Here is an 18534-nt window from a genome sequence, read left to right as displayed (position 1 = left end):
CGAAGGCGCTCAGGTCGCTCGCGTGCGGCCGCCCCGGCCGGGGCGCGTCCGACAGGCCGTCGAGGCCGCGCTCCACGAAGCGGGCCCGCCACTTCGCCACGGTCGCCGGGCTCACCGCCAGCCGCGTGGCGACCTCCTTGCGGGGCAGCCCGTCGGCGCACGCCAGCACGATGCGGCTGCGCAGCGCCAGCCCTCCCCCGGGCTCCCGGGAGGCCCACTCCCGCAGCGTCGACAGCTCCTCGGCGCCCACTACCAGCCGATTGTCGGCTTCACGTCCTACCACGCGCCCACCTTAACGTATTTATGACTCAGCAACCCGCTGTACACGTATTTGTAGCGTCACATTTCCCCTTGACGGGCCCATGTGACCAACGTATTAAATAATCGCTAATCGAGTAACGACCCATTAAAAGGCGTCGCAGATCTCGCCCCCTTGGAGGTGCGATGCGTTCCCCCCGTCCATCCCTCGCCCTGTCCGCCGCCGGTTTCCTGTTCCTGCTCACCGGCTGCGGCGGGGGCGGCTTCGCCGGCGACTCCCAGGCACAGCAGAGCGAGGGCGGCCCGGTCACCGTCCGGATGCTGGTCAACATCAGCCCGAACCTCACCCAGGCGTACTGGGACGGCCTGGTCAAGCCGTTCGAGCAGGCCAACCCCGGCATCGACGTCAAGATCGAGGCGCCGACCGGCAAGGGCGTGGCCGACACGCTGCCGCAGCAGCTCGCCGCCGGCAACGCGCCCGACGTGGTCGAGACGCTGATGGCGGACGAGACGCTGGCCAAGCAGATGCTCGACCTGACCGACCAGCCCTGGACGAAGGACACGCCGCTGGCCGAGCAGGCCAAGCTGGGCGGCAAGGTCTACTCGGTCGGGGTCGGCATCCAGGCCCAGTCGCTGGTCTTCTACAACAAGGCGGCCTTCGACAAGGCCGGGATCAAGACGCCGCCGACCACGTTCGACGAGTTCGACGCCGCCATGGGCAAGCTCAAGGACGCCGGCTACCTGCCGCTGCAGACGGGCGGCGACTTCCTCACGGGCCTGCAGCTGCTGCAGCTGTCCAATCCGAGCCGGGCACAGACCCACCCGGCCTGGCAGCAGGACATCAAGGCGGGCAAGCTCAAGGCCGGCGAGTCGCTGCTGCCGTACCTGGAGCGCTACCGCACCTGGATCGACAAGGGGTACGTCGACAAGAACGCCCTCGGTATGAAGTACGCCGACGCCGAGACCGCGTTCCTGTCGGGCAAGTCGGCCATGTACGTCATGGGCAGCTGGTTCACCGCCACCGAGGCCAAGGCCGAGAAGGACTTCGAGGTCGGCGTCTTCCCCGCCCCGGTCGACAAGGGCCAGACGTACCCGGGCCCGCAGGGCGCCACGCTCGCGGCCCCGTACATGATCCTCAAGTCCACCCCGCAGAAGGGCGCGGCGCTCAAGCTCGTCCAGTGGCTGGTCACCGACCCGGCGGCGGTCAAGAGCCAGCTCGCCCAGGACGGCAACTTCCGCACCGGCGTGGAGCGCGAGTTCACCCCGCTGGAGAAGCAGGTGCAGGAGATCCTGGACAAGGCTCCCCAAGGCGTCCCCCAGGGCGAGGGGTACGGCGACGCCACCCTCCCCAAGGGCTTCAACGCCGCCTGGAACACCGAGGTCCAGGGCCTGTACGTGGGCAAGTCGCCCGAGGAAGTGGCCGAGGGCGTGGACCGCTGGCTGGCCGGCCGCTCATGACCCTCACCCGGGAAGCACCCACCGTCGTCACGGCGCGGCCGGCGCCCCCCAGAAAACGCGGGTTCGACGGGCTGGCCAACACCCTCATGGTCGCCCCGGCCACGATCCTCTACGTCGTGATGCTGATCATCCCGGTCGGCCTGGCCCTCTACCTGAGCCTGACCGACTGGGACGGCTTCAGCGCCGACCCCGCCTTCGTCGGCGCCGCCAACTACGCCGACCTGCTGAGCGACCCCGAGCTGCAGCGCGCCTCGCTGGTCACCCTGCTGGTCGCGGCGGCCGGCACGGCCGGGCTGAACCTCCTCGGCCTCGGCTTCGCCCTCCTGGTCAACGGCGCCTCCAAGGCGAACACGTTCTTCCGGATCGTGCTGTTCTACCCGCACGTGCTCAGCGCCCTGGTGGTCGGCTTCCTCTGGTCGGCCATCCTCGGCACCACCGGTGCGGTCAACAACCTGGTCACCACCTGGGGCGGCGAGGTGATCCCGTTCCTGTCGGACCCGACCTGGGCCACGGTCACCATGATCGCCGTCCTGGTGTGGGCCGGGTTCGGCGTCAACGTGGTCCTCTATCTCGCGGGCCTCCAGGCGGTGCCGCACTCGCTCATCGAGGCGGCGCGGATCGACGGGGCGACGCGCCGGCAGGTGTTCAGGAACGTGACGCTGCCCGCGCTGGGCCCGTCCGTGACCGTGAACATCGTGCTGTCGCTGGTGACGCTGCTGAAGACGTACGACCTGGTGGTCTCGCTGACGGCGGGCGGGCCGGCCGGGCAGACCCAGACCGTCGCCTACCTCATCCTGTGGAACTCCTTCCACGACGCCCGCCTCGGCTTCGGCTCCGCGCAGTCGGTGATCCTCATGCTGGTGACGGCGGCGCTGGCGTTCGTGGTGACGAAGCTGCGCAGGCGCGGCGAGCTGGCGGTGCACCAATGACGAGAAAGACCTTCCTCTGGGCGACCGTCGCCTTCATGCTCATCCCCCTGTACGTGCTGACCGTCAACGCGTTCAAGGGCCAGCAGGACATCCTGGCCAACCCGTTCGGCCTCGGCGGCCTGACCCTCGAACCCCTGGGCAGGGCGCTGACGAACCCGCAGTTCAACGTGGTCAAGGGGTACGCGATCACGCTGCTGTTCGTGGTGGCGGTCAACGTGCTGTCGGTGGGGCTGGCCGCCCCGGCCGCGTACGTGATCGCGCGCAGCCCCAAGCGCCGCTTCCGCGTGCTCATGCTGTTCTTCCTGGCCGGCACGTTCATCCCCGGCCAGGTGCTGGTCATCCCCGTCGTGTACGTGCTCAAGACCCTGGGCCTGATGGGCACCATCCGCGGGTTCGTGCTGTTCGAGACCACACTCACGCTACCGTTCTCGATCTTCCTGTACGCGGGCTACATCGCCACCATCCCGGCCGTGCTCGACCAGGCGGCGGCGGTGGACGGGGCGGGCCGGCTGCGTACGTTCTGGCAGATCGTCTTCCCGCTGATGCGGCCCGCGGTCGCCACGATGGTCATCCTCAACACCTTCTCGGTGTGGAACGACTTCGTGAACCCGCAGATCATCCTGGGCCCCGGCAGCGGCCTCTACACCGTCACCACCGGCGTCTACGCGGCGGTCAGCCAGTACTCCACCGACTACACGGTCGTCTTCCCGACGCTGCTGCTGGCCATCGCACCCCTGCTCGTCTTCTTCGTCTTCATGCAACGGCACATCATCAGCGGCCTCACGGCAGGAGCAACGAAAGGGTGAACATGCGCGAGATCAGAGCGACGGTGCCGCTCGGTGTGCCGCCGGCCTGGGCGGTGCTGGAGCGCAGGCTGTTCGACGCCCTCGACGAGGCGTGGCGGGCCTTCGCCGCCCGCTACTGCGGCCCCGACGGGCGGCTCGTCTACCACGGTCCAGCCGCGGACCGGGACGGGGCCGACGACTTCTACGAGGCGTTCTTCAACTGGCCGACGCTCTACCAGCTCGGCGGGGCCGACGACCTGCTCGACGCCGCCAAGCACCACTGGGAGGGCGTCACCGCGCAGCTCACCGAGCTGGGCTACCTGGTCGACGAGTACGAGCGCGGCTACGACTGGTTCCACCAGGGCGAGTCGATGCTGCTGTTCTACGGCATCTGCGCGGCCGACCCGCGCGACGAGCGCTTCCGCGAGCGGGCCCGCCGCTTCGCCGACCTGTACCTGCCCGGCTCGGCCAACTACGACCCCGAGCACGACATCATCCGGGCCCCGCACAACGGCGCCGGCGGCCCCCGCTACGGTCTGCAGTGGGAGTGGGCCTCCTACCACACCGACCTGGTCAGCATGCGGCCGTTCGGCCTGCCGCTGCGCGACCTGCCGGGCATCACGGAGTGGCGGGACCTGGCCGACCCGAGCAACGCCGCGCGGATGGGCGCGGCGATGAGCGAGCGCATCGGCCGCGGCGACGTGGCCGTCAACCTGGCCGCGACCAGCCTGGCCGTCAACGCCTGGCTGTACGACGGCGACGACCGCTACCGCGACTGGGCGCTGCGCTACATCGGCGCCTGGCAGGGCAGGGCCGAGGCCAACGGCGGGATCCTGCCCGACAACGTGGGCCCGTCCGGCGTGGTCGGCGAGCTGCACGGCGGCCGCTGGTACGGCGGCAACTACGGCTGGCAGTGGCCGCACGGCCTCTACAGCGTCGGTGCCGCCGCCGCGATCGCCGCCGTCAACGCCCACCTGCTGACCGGCGACGACGCCGCGCTCGCCATCGGCCGCGACCCCCTGGAGATCGTGTACGACCGCGCGACCCAGGCCGCCGTGACCGAGACGGACATGAGCATCAGCGACCGCTGGCTGGCGGAGCTGGGCGACGAGGCCGGCAAGCCCACGATGCTGGTGCCCAACCGGCACGACGACCACGGCTGGTTCGACTTCCAGCCCCCGCAGCTCGGCCTCCCGGTCTGGCTCTGGCACATGACCCTCGCGCAGGGGGACGCCGACCGGCTCGACCGGGTACGCCGGGGCTCGGGCTACGACTGGACGACGGTGCGGCCGTTCCGCAACAAGGAGGAGGCCGGGCACGAGGCGCCCTGGCTGGAATACCTGCGCGGCGCCAACCCCGCCTTCCCTGAGCGGATGCTCACCACCGCGCTCGGCCAGGTGCAGCGCCGCATGGCGCTCATCGAGACGGACGAGGCGGACCTGGCCACCATCCACGTGCACCACTGGCAGCGGCTCAACCCCGTGGTCACCGAGGCGCTGCTGCAGCTCGTCACCGGCACCCCGCAGGTGCTCTACAACGGCGGGCTGCTGCCGGCCCGGCTGGCCTACTTCGACGCCGACCGCCACCGCCCGGGGCTGCCCGAGGACGTGGCCGCGCTGGTCGGCTCCGTACGCCCCGACGGCACCGCCGTGGAGCTGGTCAACCTGAGCCTCAGCCGGACCCGCAGGGTGATCGTGCAGGCCGGCCAGTTCGGCGAGCACCGCATCGACCGCGCGACCGTCACCGCCCACGCAGGCGACGGCTACCCCGGCGACCCGCGCGCCTACACCGCGCCCTCCGTCACCGAGACCGAGCAGGAGGTGACGGTGGACGGCCCGCGCCTGCTCGTGGAGCTGCCCCCCGGCCGCCGCATCCGGCTCGACCTGCACACGACCGCGCGCGTCCGCACGCCGTCGCACCAGCACTACTGACCCGCGCGAGCACCACCTACCCGCGCCGGCACTACTGAGGAGTTACATGGACGACGCCATCTGGGATCTGCCCGTTCGCGGGAAGCTGCCCGCCGAACCCGATCCCGCCCTCGTGGAGGGACTGTCCCGGATCAGCTCGGCCACGGCCTGCGCCAAGTTGCACGCGCAGGGCATCCGGCGGACCTTCGTCGAGGGGCCGCGTCCCATCGCGGCGGGGCAGAAGGTCGCCGGCCGGGTCCGCACGCTGCAGTTCATGCCGCAGCGCGAGGACATCGCCTCCGGGCTCGGCCAGGAGTACGTCGAGCGGCACACGGCCCTGTGGCACGTGCTGGAGGACATCCGGCCCGGCGACGTGCTCGTCGTGCAGGCGTACGGCAGTGCGTACACCGGCTGCTTCGGCGACATGCTGGTGCGCTACTTCAAGCGCAAGGGCGGCGCCGCCATCGTCGTGGACGGCCGGATCAGGGACCTGCCCCGGGTGAGCGGGCTCGGGGTGCCGATCTGGTGCACGGGCGCCACCCCGCACTACGCGTCGCAGGCGGAGCTGTTCCCGTGGGCGTACGACGTGCCGGTGGCCGTCGGCGGCGCGCTCGCGCTGCCCGGCGACCTGTGCGTGGCCGACGACGACGGCGCCGTGGTGGTGCCGTTGCGCCGGGCCGGCACGGTGCTCGACGCCGCCGCCGACCACGAGCAGTGGGAGCGCTACAGCCGCGCCCGCATCGAGGAGGGCGGGGCGCTTTCCGACTACTACCCACTCACCCCCGAGACCCGCGCCGACTTCGAACGGTGGCGGGACATTAAGGAGAGCCAGTGATCCTCAGGTCCGTAGGCGCGGTCGTCTTACTGGTAGGCGGCTTGACGACCCCCACGCCGTCGGCCGCCCGGCCCAACTGCGACTACTACGTCTCCACCGCGGGCAGCGACCGTGGCGACGGCAGCGCCAGGAGCCCGTGGAAGACCATCGAGCAGGCCCGCGACGCGCTCAGGGCCAAGAAGAACCACCAGAACTGCGACATCGTCGTCAACGTCAAGGCCGGCGACTACGTCGTGGACAAGACCATCGAGTTCACCGAGGCCGACTCCGGTCAGAACGGCCACAAGATCACCTATCGCAGCGCGGACGGCCCGGGCAAGGCCCGCCTGCTGGGTGCCAAGCCGGTGACGGGATGGCAGAAGTACAAGGACAACATCTACAAGACCAAGATGGATCGTACCTTCTACACGCTGTTCGAGGACGGCAAGCGCGCCACCACCGCCCGCCACCCGAACCGGACCAGCGACGACCTGTGGTCGCCGTACCTGTTCTCGGTGCTCGGCGAGCCGGAGAAGGAGGCGGTGCGCCAGTGGCTGTACTTCAAGCCGGAGGACGTGCCCAAGGAGTGGGACGCCGACTTCGACCGGAACTCGCAGATCGTGGTGTGGTCGGGCGGCTCGTGGAGCTGGTTCACCGACACCGTGCCGCTGGGCGGCGCCGACTTCCGCAAGAACTTCTTCACGCTCAACCACTGGGCCAGGTACGCGTTCGTCAACAGCCGCAGCGGCTCGCGCTACTTCCTGCAGAACACGCTGCGCTTCCTCGACCAGCCCGGTGAGTACTACTTCGACTTCGCCAACAGCGAGGTCTACTACTGGCCGAAGACCTCGATCGACAAGGTCGTGGCCCCCACAGTGAAGACGATCATCTCGCTCAAGGGCAGCACCCCCGACCAGCGCGTGCAGAACCTGGCCTTCGACGGCCTGGCCCTGCAGTACAGCGACTTCGTGGACTGGTATCGGGCCGGCTGGATCAGCGAGGGCGACTCGGGCTACGAGCACAAGTACCCCGTCTACGACCGGCAGATCGAGATGCCGCGCAACCGGTTCGGCATGATCACGCTGACGAACACCCGTGACATCGACCTGACCGGGCTCAACCTGTCCGACAGCGGCTACATGGGCATCTACCTGCTCTTCGCCAACGAGCGGGTCAAGGTCTCGGACAGCCTGCTGGAGAACATCGGCGCCGACGGCATCAAGGTCGAGGGCGGCTATCCCGGCGAGGGTGACATCTCCGGGCACCACACGATCACGAACAACTACATCTACCACGTCGGCGAGCTCGTGCCCGGCGACGCGTCCGGCATCGAGCTGATGAGCACGGGCAACAACACGGTCAGCAACATCAACGTCAGGCACAGCGCCAGGTACGGCATCAGCCTGGAGGTCCGGCCCGAGATCAAGCCGGCGGACAACTACGCCCGCAACAACTCCTTCTCCTACATCAAGCTGGAGGAGACCGGCCTGGACAGCGGTGACATGGGGGCCTTCTACACCTACGGCGTCAGCAACGTCGAGCCGCACCCCATGGACAACCACGTCAAGCAGATGGTGATCACGGACGTCATCAACGACCCGGCCGGCGCCATGCCGGACAGCGGCACCCGAGGCGTGCACATGGACGCCGGCGGTTGCGGCTTCACCTTCGAGAACATCGAGGTGGGCAAGGTCAGCGACGACAAGTACCAGAGCTACCAGTGCAACCAGGTCACCAACGCGAACTGGGCCGCGGGCTTCGACGCCTCGAAGATGGAGTACGACAAGATCGGCGTGACGAGCGCGTTCCCGTACCCGATCCCCGGGGCCTCGCAGTGAGAGCCGTGAGCATGGCCGGGGTGGTGCTGGCGGCGCTCCTCGTCGCCCCCGCCGCCGACGCCCAGGCGCCCTGCAAGCCGATCGAGTTCCACGTCGCGCCGGACGGGGCCGACGGCGGCCCCGGCACCGCGCAGCGGCCGTGGAAGACGATCGAGCACGCCCGCGACCAGGTCAGGAAGCGGCCCCAGAGCTGCGACATCGTGGTCAACATCAAGGCCGGCGACTACGTCGTGGACCGGACCATCGAGTTCACCGAGGCCGACTCCGGCCGGAACGGCCACCGCGTGATCTACCGCAGCGCGGACGGCCCGGGCAAGGCCCGCCTGCTGGGCGCCAGGCCGGTGACGGGATGGCAGAAGCACGACGACCACATCTACAAGACGAAGGTGGACCGTACCTTCTACACGCTGTTCGAGGACGGCGAGCGCGCCACCACGGCGCGCTACCCGAACCGCAGGTCCGACGACGTGTGGGCGCCGTACCTCACCTCGGTGCTGAAGGAGCCGGAGAAGGAGGCGGTGCAGCAGTGGCTGTACTCCAACCCCGGCGACTGGGACAAGAGCTGGAACCTCGACAACGCCCAGGCCGTGGTCTGGTCGGGCGGTAGCTGGAGCTGGTTCACCGACACCGTCCCGATCAAGAACCCGTCCTGGGACGACAACCAGATCACGCTCGCCCACTGGACGCGGTACGCCATGGTCAACAGCCGCGGCGGCTCCCGCTACTTCCTGCAGAACTCGCTGGACTTCCTCGACCAGCCGGGCGAGTACTTCTTCGACTTCGCCAAGGGCGAGGTCTACTACTGGCCGCGCGGGTCCATCGACCAGGTCGTGGCCCCCACGGTCAGGACGATCCTCTCGCTCAAGGGCAGCACGCCCGAGCGGCGGGTGCGCGACGTCACCTTCGACGGCCTGGCCCTGCAGTACACCGACTTCGTGAGCTGGTACCGCAACGGCTGGATCAGCGCCGGCGACGCCGGGGAACCGCACAAATACCCCCAGTACGACCGGCAGATCGAGATGCCGCGCAACCGGTTCGGCGCGGTGACGCTGACCAACACCAGCGGCATCGACCTGACCCGGCTGCACGTCTCCGACACCGGATTCACCGGTTTCTACCTGCTGTTCGCCAACGACCGCGTCCGGATCTCCGACAGCCTGCTGGAGAACGTCGGGGCCGACGGGATCAAGGTCGAGGGGCCGTACCCGGGCGAGGGCGACGTGGCCGGCCGGAACGTCTTCACCAACAACTACATCCACCACATCGGCGAGCTGGTCCCCGGGGACGCGTCCGGGGTCGAGCTCATGAACACCGGGAACAACGAGGTCAGCCACACCGTCGTCCGGCACAGCGCCCGCTACGGCGTCAGCCTGGAGGTCCGGCCGGAGGTGCAGGACGGCGACGGGTACGCGCACGGCAACGTCTTCAAGTACCTCAGGATCGAGGAGGCGGGGCTGGACAGCGGCGACATGGGCGCCTTCTACACCTACGGCGTCAGCAACCTCGACCCGCACGAGATCACCAACCACGTCTCCCAGGTCGTCATCGGGGACGTCATCCCCGACGCCTCCATGCCCGACAGCGGCACCCGCGGGGTGCACATGGACGCGGGCGGCTGCGGCTTCGCCTTCGACAACATCGAGGTGGGCAAGGTCACCGACGACAAGTACCAGAGCTACCAGTGCAACGAGGTGACGAACGCCAGCTGGCAGGACGGCTTCGACGCCTCGAAGATGGAGTACGACAAGATCGGCGTGACGGGCGCGTTCCCGTACCCGATCCCGAGCAAGTGAGCTGACCCGGCCCACTGACCGGGGCGCCGGGCCGGCCGGCCCGGCGCCCCATCCATCCGGCCACCCCCGCAGGACCGGCTTCCTGGAGCGCCCGTGAACGACCCGACGCACCACGGTTCCCCTTCCCCCCGCCCTCGCCGCCTTCCGCTGACCCGCCGCGGCTTCCTCGCGCTCGGCACCGCCACCACCGTCGCACTCGCCCTCGATCCCTCCCCCGCCGCCGCAGCCAGTCCCACGGGCGACTGGTTCGCCCGGCCCCGCTCCCCCTACCGGCCGATGGTGCGCTGGTGGTGGCCCGACGCCCACGTCGACCCGGCCGAGATCCGGCGGGAGGTGGACCAGCTCGCCGCGGCCGGGTTCGGTGGCGCGGAGATCGCGGCGGTGCACCACAGCATCCGCGACAAGTCCGTGCTCGACCCGGCCGGGCACGGCTGGGGCACCCCCGCCTGGACCGCCGCCGTCGAGGCCGCCCTCGACCAGGCCGCCAGGCGCGGGATCGGCATCGACCTCACCATCGGCCCCTCCTGGCCCGCCGCGGTCCCCTCGATCACCCCCGAGAGCGAGGCCGCCTGCCAGGAGCTCGCGCACGGCTCGGTCGCCGTGGCCCCGGGCGCCACGTACACGGGTCCGGTGCCGCCGCCCGCCGTGCCCGGGCGCCCCGAGCGCACGCTGCTGCTCGTCCAGGCCGCCCGGATCGAGCCCGCCCACTCCACCCGCGACGAGACCGGCCTCGACCCCGCCTCCGTCCGGGACGTCCCCGTGACCGGCGGGACGATCACGTGGACCGCGCCGGACGAGGGCGAGTGGCTGCTGATCTCGTACTGGCGGCGCGGCTCCGGCCAGCGCCCGGAGTCCGGCCCGCACACCGCGCCCGAGTCGTACGTCGTGGACCACTTCAGCCGGGCGGGCACCCAGGCGGTGATCGACTACTGGGAGTCGGAGCTGCTCACCCCTGCCGTACGGAGGCTGTTGCGGCGGGCGGGCGGGGCGCTGTTCGAGGACTCCATCGAGATCGAGACCGACGCGCTGCCCTGGACGCCGGACCTGCCCGCCGAGTTCGAGCGGCGACGCGGCTACGCGCTGGCGCCCTTCCTGCCGGTGATCGTGCTCGCGAACGAGGATCCCGTCTTCACGTACGAGGCCGTGCTCACCCGGCACGCCCGCAAGGACTTCTGGGACACGGTCTCCGAGCTGTTCAACCGGCACCACTTCACGAGGTTGCGCGACTGGGCGCACTCGCTCGGGCTGCGGTTGCGGGCGCAGCCGTACGGGTTGCAGACCGACGCCATCGAGGCCGCGGCCATCGTCGACATCCCTGAAGGGGAGTCCCTCGGTTTCAAGAACCTCGACGACTACCGCTGCCTGGCCGGGGGCCGGGACCTGGGCGGTGGCGAGGTGCTGTCCTGCGAGGCGGGGGCGTACCAGGGCGGGGCCTACACCACCACCTGGAAGAAGCTGCTGCGCACGATGGGCGGGGCGTACGCGGCGGGCCTCAACCAGACGGTGCTGCACGGCTTCTCGTACGCGACCGCGCCCGGGGCCGGGTGGCCGGGGTTCGCCGCGTTCACGCCGTACGACGGGAGGGCGGGCTACGCGGAGTCATGGGGCCCGCGCCAGCCGACGTGGGGTCACATCACCGACATTTCCGCATATTTCGCGCGAATCCACCTGATCATGCAACAAGGTCAGCCGCGGGTTGACGTGGCCGTCCTACGCCAGACCGGCTACACCAAGACCGGCATCGGCGCCTCCTGGTTCACCGCCACCGGGATCCCGACCGGCTGGACCCACCAGTTCGTCACCGCCCCGCTCCTGGACCTGCCCGGATCCCGCGTCATCCGCGGACGGCTGGCGACCCCCGCCTACAAGGCGCTGTTCGTCGAAGGCGACCGCTTCAACGCCGCCGAATGCACCATGACGCTCGCGGCGGCGAACCGGCTCCTCCAATACGCCCGGGCGGGCCTCCCCATCGTCTTCCTCGGCACCTGGTCATCAGCCTCGCCGCCCGGCGTGCCCCGCGACGGGGAAACCGAGCGACTCCGCCGCCTCGTCGCCTCCCTGACCGCCGAGCCCACGGTGCGCGTGGTCGCGTCTCCTGCCGACGTGCCCACCGCCCTGGCCTCCCTGGGCGTACAGCCCGACGTCCACTACGCGACCCCCTCCACCCTCCTCACCATGCGCCGCACGGACGGGGACGTGGACTACTACTACCTCTGCAACGGCAAACACCAGGAGAACGCCAAACCACCCATAACCCCCATAGACCACGAGGTCACCTTCACCCGCACCGCCCATGACGGCGTCCCGTACCTCCTGAACCCCTGGACAGGCACCGCCGAACGCATCGCCCTGTACACGGAGGACGGGCACGGCCGAATCCGCCTACGTGTGACCCTGCAACCGGCCCAGGCCCGGATCATCGCCATCGGCCGCCCCGGCCTGTTCGGCGACAGAACAGGCGCACGCACGCACGCGGTGACCTCAGACGCGGACGCGGTGAGATTCGACGGCCGCCACCTGACGATCCGCGCCACCCACGCCGCCGCCTGCACCACGACGCTCTCCAACGGCCGCTCGATCACCACCACCATCGGCCCGGTCCCCTCCCCCATCCCCCTGACCTCATGGCACCTCACGGTGGAGGACTGGCGCCCGGACTCGAAGATCACCCACTCCCTGACCCTCGACCAGCTCGTCCCATGGTCGGCGATCCCCGAACTGGCCGACGCATCAGGAGTCGGGACGTACACCACAACCGTCGACCTGACCGACACGGCGGCATACCTGGAACTGGGCGAGATCACCGACACCTGCCGAGTCCGCGTCAACGGCCGCTCCCTCGCCCCCGTGGACCAGATCCACCCCGTCATCGACCTCGGCCCACATCTGCGGCGCGGCACGAACACCATCGAAGTGGAGGTGGCGACCCCGTTGGGCAACCGCCTCAGAGTCGCGGACCCGACCGTCTACGGCGCGCTGTCACGCCAACCGTACGGCCTCCTCGGCCCGGTACGGCTGGTGCCGTACGGGGAGGCCAGGGTGCAGACCTGAGACGCTAAGGGTGCTCTTCGAACAGATCCTGAACAGTCCGCGCGGTAACCGCACGAGTGGCCCAGGCTTCAAGCTGAGCGAGGTCAGTACAGCCGGTGATGCGGTCGCGGACGTCATCCGGCACGTCGAGTCCACGCGTGGCCAGCACAAGCAGCACCACTTTGGCCTCTCCCCTGGCCTCGCCTCTGGCTTCTCCCCTGGCTTCTCCCCTGGCTTCGCCTTCTTTGAGGCCACGGCCATAGTGTTCACGGGCGAAGGGACTGTAGACCGGCCAGGCTGTGGACGTCATGATCTCCTCCAGGAGACACCGGATCTCGGGCGCCGCCATGCTGTAGGCGTATTCACCTTGCGCTCGCGGCCGTGCACCATGACAGGCATGACCGCGAGCCCCATGTGGGCGACCGCCTCCTGCAGGTCGGTGATGGCAGGAACACCGTCCGGCCCCCGCACCCGGGCCCGCAGCCGAAACCCGTCCACCCCCCTCTCGATCGGCTAGGGCAGTCGGCGAACATCTGAACGAGAGCGGCATGCCGGGGGGGCGGCATGACGCTCATGTTTCCTCGAACGCACTCCGCTACCGTGCATCCCCTTCAAGAAGGTCGTTCCACAGCTGCCTCGCCTCCGCTGCCCCCGCCCACGGGCTCTCACTGATCCGATCACCGCCGGCCACCTTCTCGGTCCGGCGAATGCAGCCCTTGCCGTCCGCCGTGCACAGCGCGTACACCTCGACCATGCACTCGCACGTGTGACTCCGCACCCTGACGGCGCAGTCTCGGGGCGGCGGCTCCGACCAGTCGATCGCGACGCATCCCTCCTTCGGCGGCTTCGGATGCGGGCCGTGAAATCCCTCCGTGTCCATGCGAACCTCCCAGGCCATCGTTCGATCACGCTGCGGAAAGGAAGCACTCCACCACAACGTTTGTGGTTGTCCCGCTACAAGAAGACATCTTAAGACCTCTTAAGACTTCAGGAAGCGTCTTGGGAGGTAGCCGTTCGTTACAGCAAGTCATGGGTCCCGTAGGGTCTGGCTCATGGCTCTGCAGGATAAAAGCGACCGAATCGACCATGATGGACCCAAGCTGGTCTGGCAACAGGTCGCCGAGGACGTCGAAGCCGAGATCGCTTCCGGCAAGCTCCTCCCCGGCGCCAAGATGCCGGCCGAGCTGGAGATCGCGAGCCAGTACGGCGTATCCCGGGTCACCATCCGCCGCGCCATCAAGGAACTGGCCGAACGCGACCTGCTCATCGTCGTCCACGGCCGCGGCACCTTCGTCGCCCACGGCGCCACTACATCGAGGTGACAGCCTTACCTGCGATCGTCCCGTCCGCCGCCGTTGTGGAGCGGGCGACGAAGCCGGATTCACCACGTTCTTGGCGGCGCCCCGACCGCTTGTGCGAGGGGAGGCTTGCGGCCTCACCAGGTGAGCCGCCCGTCCGGGCCGTGCTCGCCCGGGCCTGTGAAGCCGGACCGTAAGCTGTGTTCGTGACAGCCGGGGTGAGACGCGCGTGGTGACACGCAACGACGTGGCGCGCCTGGCGGGCACCTCGCCCGCCGTGGTCAGCTACGTGATCAACAACGGGCCCAAGCCCGTCTCCGAGGCGGCCAGGCGGCGCGTCCTGGCCGCGGTCGAGGAGCTCGGCTACCGGCCCAACGCGGTCGCCAGGTCCCTGCGCGCGCGCCGCACCTGGACCATCGGCGTGATCGCCTCCGACAGCGCGGGTGGCACCAGCCCGTTCTTCGGGCAGTTCACCCGGGCCTGCGAGGAGGTGGCCTGGCAGCGGGGATACTCGGTGCTGCTGGGCAACTCGGCCGAGGATCCGGCGCGGGCGGAGGGGTACGTCAGGCGGTTCATGGAGCATCAGGTGGACGGGCTGGTCCTGATGCGCGTGCCGGTCTCCACCGACCGGGCCGAGGAGATGTGCGGCCGCATCCCGGTCGTCACCATCGACCACACCGCGCCGCCGCACTTCTCCCGGCTCGCGGTGGACGACGAGGAGGGCGGCTACCAGGCCACCCGCCACCTGCTGGAGCACGGTCACCGGCGCATCGGCTTCGTCGGCGGCCCCCTGGACATCACGCCCGTCGAGCTCAGGGCCGCGGGCTGGCGGCGTGCCCTGCGGGAGGCGGGGGCGCCGGCGGGGCCGGTCGCGGAGGGGGAGCTGAGCCTGGAGGGTGGGTACGACGCGGCGTTCCGGCTCCTGTCGGCGACCGCCGATCGTCCGACGGCTGTGTTCGCCTCCATCGACGACCAGGCCATCGGCGCCATGCGCGCCGCCGCGGACCTCGGGCTGCGGGTGCCGGAGGACGTGGCGGTGGTGGGGTTCGACGGGGCGAGGGAGGCGGCGTATACGGTGCCGGGGTTGACCACGATCAGCCAGCCGATCGACGAGATGGCCCGCCACGCCACGGAGACGCTTGTGGCGGCCATCGAGAAGGAGGGCGGGGAACCGCTCACCAAGATCTTCTCCGCCACTCTCGTGACCCGCGGCTCCTGCGGCTGCCCGGAACCCCGCCTGCACAACTGAGACCGGCACCCGGTCGATCGGCCCACCCGCTCCGCGGCGACGTGGGCGAGCGCCTCCTGGACCTGGCGCTCGTCCTGGCGCTCGTCCTGGCGCTGCGCGCCTGGTGCGCCGGGCCGGGGGGCGGGGCTCCCCGCGTGGTACGGCGCGCTGGGCGACCCGGCCGTCGGCGAGGCGCTGCGCCGCATGCATGCGGACCCCGCCCCCGATGGACGGTCGCCGCCGTGGCCCGCAAGGTGGACTACGAGGACGCGTTCGCCTTCGGCGTGGCTTCAACCGCGCCCGCGGCGTCAGCCCCTCCGCCAGGCGCCACCAGCCACCCTGACGCCGCAAGGAGCCGACCCCGGCTACGCGGCGGCCACGATGCGGCGGACGATCTCGTGGGCGACCCGCTCCGCCGGCGCGGACGTCGTGAGCCGCGTGCGGCCGCCCCCCGGCGTGAATGTGCTGGACCCGTCCGCCCCCACCACGACCCGCCCCTCCGGGCTGAACGCGAACAGGTCCGGCTCCAGCATCGTCAGCACCGTGATCGGGTCATGGGGGCTGTTCCACTCCGCGTTCCAGAACCGCCACCACTGCTCGATCTCCGCCTTGAGCGCCTCGCCCAGCCGGCCGGCCCCGGCGATGGCGGTGACCGCCGTCGCGTCCATGCGTACGGTGGTGGTGATCTCCAGGCCGGTCACCGTGATCGGCGCGTCCGAGCCGAAGACGATGGCCGCCGCCTCCGGGTCGCACTTGAGGTTGTGCTCGGGATCGGTGGAGTCGAAGCGGCCGCCCATGAGCCACAGGTGCCGGACGTCGCGGGCGAAGGACGGCGAAGCGGTGATCGCCCGCGCGATGTTGGTGAGCGGGCCGACCGCCACCACGTCCACCTCCCCGGGCGCGCTGCTCACCCGGTCCACCAGGTACGCCACCGCGTCCCCCTCGTCCACCGCCTCCTCGTCGAGGTCGGCGAACAGCCTGCCCTCGTGGCCGGCCCACCAGACGGGCCGGTCGGTCAGAGTCCGCGCGGCCCCGGGCAGGGCGGTCATGGTGCGGTTCGCGAGGCGGGCCAGCCGCTTGGCCAGGCGCGCCCGCAGCAGCGTGTCCCCGTAGACGGTCGTGCAGCCGATCAGGTCCACCTCCGGCGAGCCGAGCAGGACGGCGAGCGCCAGCGCGTCGTCCACGTCGGTGCCGATGTCGGTGTCGAAGATGACGCGCATGGTCGAAGGAGCCATGATGACCTTTCCCCGGGGAGGGCTACTTGAGCCCGGTGGTGGCGATGGACTGTGTGAAGTGTCGCTGGAAGCGCAGGATGATCAGCAGCGGGACGACCGTCAGCACGATGGAGCCGGCGAAGAGCTGACCGTAGTCGATGGTGAACTGGCCCCGCATGTTCGCCAGCGCGATCGGGCCGAGCTGGTGGGCGGCGTCGGTGCCGATGAGCAGCGGCCAGACGTAGGACTGCCGCTGGAAGATGAGCAGCGTCAGCCCCGCGCTCACCAGGGCGGGCCGGGAGAGCGGCAGGTAGATGCGGGCGAACACCCCGAACCACCCCAGCCCGTCGATGCGCGCGGCCTCCGGAGTCTACACGTGTCACTTCGGGGATGGCCGCCAGCATGCCACGAACCCGTCCGCGCGGACAAGGCTCACAACCCTTGACCGATCTTGACAGCCGGTCTACATATATATTCATCGCCCAGTATTCATTCGCCAGCAGAGAGGCCGAAGGTGAAGGCAACGATCACGGTTCTCGTGGCGGCGACGGCGCTCGCCTTATGTCCCCCCGGCACGGCGTCCGCCGCGGGCGGCCCGCGGCTCTCGGTGCCGGGGCAGGGCCGCGGCACCTGCGTGGACGCGCCGCTGAAGATCACCTTCCCGGGGGCCGCACCCGGGCTCGGCTCCTCCGGGGCGATCGAGATCCGCCGTGCGGACGGGTCGCTCGCCGACCGCATCGAGGCCGCCGTGGCCAGGGCCGACAGGAAGAACATCGGCAGCGCGATCTCCGACACGGGCCTCCCGCACGACTTCTCGTACGAGTCGATCATGATCGACGGCGACAGCGCCACCGTCCACCCGCACCACCAGCTCGAGTACGGCCAGGAGTACTACGTCACCGTCGACCCCGGCGTCTTCCCCGGCTGGGACGGGGTGCGGGATCACGGGAGCTGGCGGTTCACCACCAGGAAGCGGCCGGTCCGCGACGATCCCCGCCATCTCACGGTCTCCGCCTCCGGCACCGGCGACTTCTGCACCGTGCAGGGGGCCGTGGACGCCGTACCGACCGGGAACCGGCGGCCGGTCACCATCGACGTGAAGGCCGGCGTCTACACCGAGATCGTCTACGTCCGCGAGGACCGGCCGCACGTCACCGTGCGCGGCGCGGGCGCGGGGCGCACCGTGATCCGGTACCCCAACAACGACCTGCGCAACGGCGACAAGGCGCTGAGCGACGGCGGTCCGGCGGACGTGTGCCCGCGCCGCGTGCTGGAGACCTCCGACCTGCACAACTGCTGGCGGGCGTCGTTCGGCGTGGACGCGGCCGACTTCCGGCTGAGCGACCTCACCCTGCACAACACGACCCCGGACGGCGGGTCGCAGGCGGAGGCGTTCCGGGGCAACAACGAGCGCATCGTGCTGGAGCGGGTGGACCTGCGCAGCAACCAGGACACGCTGCGGCTGCAGGGCAAGGGGTTCGTCACGGACAGCCGGATCAGCGGCGACACGGACTTCGTGTGGGGGACGGGGACGGTGTTCATCCAGGACTCGGTGCTGGAGTCGACGGACGCCGGATACATCTCGCAGAGCCGCAACGACGCCACGCGGCCGGGGGCGGTGTTCGTGCGGACGCGGCTGACGCGGGCTCCGGGGGTGCCGGACGGGTCGGTGGTGCTGAGCCGGAGCGCGGTGTGGCGGTTCACGCACAGCCAGGCGGTGTTCATCGACACGGCGATGGACGCGCACATCGCGCCGGTGGGGTGGCAGATCGACCCGAACGACTGTGCCCAGGCACGGTCGGCGTCCTTCTGGGAGTACGGCAGCACCGACCTGGAGGGCCGCCCGGTGGACACCTCGCGGCGGCTGCCCTGCTCCCGCCTGCTCACCGCCGCCGAGGCCGAGCGGTGGAGCGACCCGGCGTTCGTACTGGGGGGCTGGGATCCCGAGCCCGGACACCGTTGAGATGCACGCGCGGATG

Annotated in this window: 15 protein-coding genes; 11 read left to right on the top strand and 4 right to left on the bottom strand. The window is 70.2% G+C overall.

The window, feature by feature from the left end:
• Nucleotides 1-250, bottom strand: a 250-nt coding sequence (locus AB0J69_RS26520; RefSeq protein WP_364122393.1) for a helix-turn-helix domain-containing protein, incomplete at its 3' end; no start/stop codon positions are given.
• A 194-nt stretch (nt 251-444) separates the two neighbouring features.
• On the opposite strand from AB0J69_RS26520, the gene AB0J69_RS26515 reads away from it, so the two are divergent.
• The 8 genes from AB0J69_RS26515 to AB0J69_RS26480 all read left to right on the top strand — a co-directional run bounded on the left by AB0J69_RS26515 (nt 445) and on the right by AB0J69_RS26480 (nt 12836).
• Entirely contained in the window at nt 445-1716 is a 1272-nt protein-coding gene (locus AB0J69_RS26515; RefSeq protein WP_364122381.1) for an extracellular solute-binding protein, read from the top strand.
• Nucleotides 1713-2645, top strand: a complete 933-nt coding sequence (locus AB0J69_RS26510; protein WP_364122379.1) for a sugar ABC transporter permease — start codon at nt 1713-1715, stop codon at nt 2643-2645. Before AB0J69_RS26515 ends, AB0J69_RS26510 begins: the two co-directional genes overlap by 4 nt.
• On the top strand, nt 2642-3451 hold the full coding sequence (locus AB0J69_RS26505) for a carbohydrate ABC transporter permease (RefSeq protein WP_364122377.1): 810 nt from the start codon (nt 2642-2644) through the stop codon (nt 3449-3451). The genes AB0J69_RS26510 and AB0J69_RS26505 overlap by 4 nt, the downstream gene beginning before the upstream one ends.
• Nucleotides 3452-3453: 2 nt before the next feature.
• Nucleotides 3454-5361 carry a hypothetical protein gene (locus tag AB0J69_RS26500; RefSeq protein ID WP_364122375.1) on the top strand — a complete coding sequence of 636 codons (1908 nt, stop codon included), beginning with the start codon at nt 3454-3456 and terminating at the stop codon, nt 5359-5361.
• A gap of 46 nt (nt 5362-5407) precedes the next feature.
• Nucleotides 5408-6175: a hypothetical protein gene (locus AB0J69_RS26495; RefSeq protein WP_364122373.1), complete on the top strand. Its 768-nt coding sequence runs from the start codon at nt 5408-5410 to the stop codon at nt 6173-6175.
• Between the two features lie 41 nt (nt 6176-6216).
• Complete coding sequence (locus tag AB0J69_RS26490) at nt 6217-7992, top strand: right-handed parallel beta-helix repeat-containing protein (protein WP_364122371.1); 1776 nt, start codon at nt 6217-6219, stop codon at nt 7990-7992.
• 11 nt (nt 7993-8003) lie between these two features.
• A complete protein-coding gene (locus AB0J69_RS26485; protein ID WP_364122391.1) occupies nt 8004-9785 on the top strand; it encodes a right-handed parallel beta-helix repeat-containing protein in 1782 nt (593 codons plus the stop codon).
• 93 nt (nt 9786-9878) lie between these two features.
• The gene (locus AB0J69_RS26480) at nt 9879-12836 is read left to right on the top strand and encodes a glycosyl hydrolase (RefSeq protein ID WP_364122369.1); all 2958 of its coding nucleotides are present in this window, start codon (nt 9879-9881) and stop codon (nt 12834-12836) included.
• A gap of 4 nt (nt 12837-12840) precedes the next feature.
• On the opposite strand, the gene AB0J69_RS26475 is transcribed toward AB0J69_RS26480, so the two are convergent.
• Nucleotides 12841-13164, bottom strand: a complete 324-nt coding sequence (locus tag AB0J69_RS26475; protein ID WP_364122367.1) for a hypothetical protein — start codon at nt 13162-13164, stop codon at nt 12841-12843.
• Between the two features lie 703 nt (nt 13165-13867).
• Here AB0J69_RS26475 and AB0J69_RS26470 point away from each other — a divergent pair.
• Together AB0J69_RS26470 and AB0J69_RS26465 are read left to right on the top strand one after the other, a co-directional pair.
• Nucleotides 13868-14137, top strand: a complete 270-nt coding sequence (locus AB0J69_RS26470; RefSeq protein WP_364122365.1) for a GntR family transcriptional regulator — start codon at nt 13868-13870, stop codon at nt 14135-14137.
• Between the two features lie 205 nt (nt 14138-14342).
• Complete coding sequence (locus AB0J69_RS26465; protein WP_364122363.1) at nt 14343-15362, top strand: LacI family DNA-binding transcriptional regulator; 1020 nt, start codon at nt 14343-14345, stop codon at nt 15360-15362.
• Nucleotides 15363-15706: 344 nt separating this feature from the next.
• Here the strand turns inward: AB0J69_RS26465 and AB0J69_RS26460 are convergent, their stop codons facing one another.
• Nucleotides 15707-16576, bottom strand: coding sequence for a nucleoside hydrolase (locus AB0J69_RS26460; protein WP_364122361.1), 870 nt, complete (start codon nt 16574-16576; stop codon nt 15707-15709).
• 22 nt (nt 16577-16598) lie between these two features.
• Nucleotides 16599-16907: a hypothetical protein gene (locus tag AB0J69_RS26455; protein WP_364122389.1), complete on the bottom strand. Its 309-nt coding sequence runs from the start codon at nt 16905-16907 to the stop codon at nt 16599-16601.
• A gap of 162 nt (nt 16908-17069) precedes the next feature.
• On the opposite strand from AB0J69_RS26455, the gene AB0J69_RS26450 reads away from it, so the two are divergent.
• On the top strand, nt 17070-18518 hold the full coding sequence (locus AB0J69_RS26450) for a pectinesterase family protein (RefSeq protein WP_364122359.1): 1449 nt from the start codon (nt 17070-17072) through the stop codon (nt 18516-18518).
• Nucleotides 18519-18534: the final 16 nt, after the last annotated feature.

The organism is Nonomuraea sp. NPDC049709 (assembly GCF_040674815.1).
In the GTDB taxonomy this organism is placed as follows: Bacteria; Actinomycetota; Actinomycetes; order Streptosporangiales; family Streptosporangiaceae; genus Nonomuraea.
This window is presented reverse-complemented; position numbering and strand designations above follow the sequence as displayed.

Excerpts from the sequence above, each read along its gene's own strand:
- AB0J69_RS26485 (WP_364122391.1), top strand. The coding sequence starts at position 8,004 with ATGGCCGGGGTGGTGCTGGCGGCGCTCCTCGTCGCCCCCGCCGCCGAC.
- AB0J69_RS26515 (WP_364122381.1), top strand. The coding sequence starts at position 445 with ATGCGTTCCCCCCGTCCATCCCTCGCCCTGTCCGCCGCCGGTTTCCTG.
- AB0J69_RS26505 (WP_364122377.1), top strand. The coding sequence starts at position 2,642 with ATGACGAGAAAGACCTTCCTCTGGGCGACCGTCGCCTTCATGCTCATC.
- AB0J69_RS26495 (WP_364122373.1), top strand. The coding sequence starts at position 5,408 with ATGGACGACGCCATCTGGGATCTGCCCGTTCGCGGGAAGCTGCCCGCC.
- AB0J69_RS26470 (WP_364122365.1), top strand. The coding sequence starts at position 13,868 with ATGGCTCTGCAGGATAAAAGCGACCGAATCGACCATGATGGACCCAAG.
- AB0J69_RS26460 (WP_364122361.1), bottom strand. The coding sequence starts at position 16,576 with ATGGCTCCTTCGACCATGCGCGTCATCTTCGACACCGACATCGGCACC.
- AB0J69_RS26475 (WP_364122367.1), bottom strand. The coding sequence starts at position 13,164 with ATGGCGGCGCCCGAGATCCGGTGTCTCCTGGAGGAGATCATGACGTCC.
- AB0J69_RS26500 (WP_364122375.1), top strand. The coding sequence starts at position 3,454 with ATGCGCGAGATCAGAGCGACGGTGCCGCTCGGTGTGCCGCCGGCCTGG.
- AB0J69_RS26510 (WP_364122379.1), top strand. The coding sequence starts at position 1,713 with ATGACCCTCACCCGGGAAGCACCCACCGTCGTCACGGCGCGGCCGGCG.